The organism is Pseudomonas sp. IT-P74 (assembly GCF_949768175.1).
Taxonomy (GTDB): Bacteria; Pseudomonadota; Gammaproteobacteria; order Pseudomonadales; family Pseudomonadaceae; genus Aquipseudomonas.
In genome coordinates this window covers 1-1850 of record NZ_CATKQD010000027.1, presented here as the reverse complement: position 1 = coordinate 1850, position 1850 = coordinate 1, and the positions used below count along the sequence as shown (strand labels likewise).

1 protein-coding gene is annotated in these 1850 nt (G+C 55.1%); it reads left to right on the top strand.

The genetic code is table 11. The features are described from left to right. Window positions 1–217: 217 nt before the first annotated feature. Window positions 218–1850, top strand: a 1633-nt coding sequence (locus ACM6J5_RS16305) for a calcium-binding protein (protein ID WP_414928967.1), incomplete at its 3' end; no start/stop codon positions are given.

The following is a 1850-nucleotide window of genomic DNA, read 5'->3' as shown; positions in this document are numbered from 1 at the left end:
TAATGCCACAGGGCAAGTACGCTTCGCCGGTGGCGTTCTCTACGGCAGCACCGACGCCGACACCGCCGCTGAATTCGAAATTCAGTTGGTGGGGGTGAGCAACCTGCAAGCTGTCGACCTGTTTGCCTGATCGGCCAGACGTTGCATATCTGATGTTTCATGGTTGTCCCGAAAAAAAACTGACAAGAACGTTTAAATGAACGACAGGAGTGTTGATATGGCTAGCTTGATAAACGGTCTTGGTGGTGCAGCCGGTTTCGGGGAGAACCAGCTGACTCGAAACGATGATAGCTACACCTCCAACATTAATATCAGCACTGTTTTCGGGGCTGCCGGACTCAACTTCTTCGGCACCAGCTACACCAATATTTCCGTCAATAACAACGGAAACATCACTTTTGGTGGCGGCCTTTCCACCTATACCCCCTACGGCATGCAAGACTCCAGCAGGCCGATGATTGCTCCCTTTTTTGCCGACGTCGATACCCGTGGTGGAACAGTCAGCGCAACGCCGGGCGGTACGTCGACGGGTAGCAACCTGGTCTATTACGACTTCAACGCTACAGGCAATGGCACGCTGACCGTTACTTGGGATGATGTCGGTTATTACAACAGCAAGACAGATAAACTAAATGCCTTTCAACTCCAGCTGGTCGGGAAGGGCGGCGGCAACTTCGATGTCATCTTCAGGTATGAAACCGTCAACTGGACAACCGGTAGCGCCAGTGGCGGCACCGGTGGACTGGGAGGAACCGTTGCCCGTGCCGGTTACTCGACTGGTGATGGCTCCTCCTGGTATGAACTGCCGCAATCGGGCAATGAGTCCGCCATTCTCGGGCTGGAAACCACTCCAGGTAACACAGGCGTAGCCGGTTACTACAAATTCAGCATCGTCAGCGGTACGTCCGGCAATGACAACATGCAAGGTACTGTCGGGAATGACTCGCTCTATGGCTCTTCGGGCAATGACGTCATCAATGGCTTTGCCGGAAATGACGTACTCTACGGCGCAGCGGGCAGCGACAGGCTCTTGGGCGGCCTGGGAGACGACACCTATATCGTGGATGCGCTGGATACGCTTGTTGAACTTGCCAACCAGGGTACCGACGTCGTTCAGGCAAACATCAGCTATACACTCGGTGACAATCTAGAAAACCTGATTCTGACCGGTAATAGCAGTATCAACGGCACAGGTAACGCACTGAACAACACCATTGTCGGCAACTCATCAAACAATATATTCAATGGCGCGGCGGGCACCGACTTTGTTTCGTATGCGTATTCCAACTACGGCGTCAGAGTCGACCTGTCCAACACCGGCTCGCAATATACGTACCAAGGCTACGATACTTTCGTGTCTATCGAGGGCGTCATCGGTACTGATGACTCCGATACACTAACCGGTAATGCCTTCGCCAATATCCTTATCGGCGGCGCAGACAGCGACATCCTCAATGGTGGCGCCGGCGACGATACCCTTGATGGCGGCAGTGGCGTGGACCGGATGACTGGCGGCGATGGTTCCGACCTCTACTACGTCGACAATGTCGGCGATATCGTCAGCGAAACCAATGCTGTCGCCAACACCGGTGGCACCGATACCGTTTATAGCTACCTCGACACCTACACCCTGACTGACAATGTCGAGAACCTGCGCCTGCTGGCGAACGGCGCTGCCAACGGCACCGGTAACAGCCTCAATAACGTCATCAGTGCGGCGGCCGGCAACAACATTCTCAATGGCGCCGCCGGTATCGATACCGTGTCCTATGCCTTTGCCACGGCGGCGGTGACGGCCAACCTGGGGCTGACCACTGCGCAAGCCACCGGTGGCTCTGGTTCAGACACCC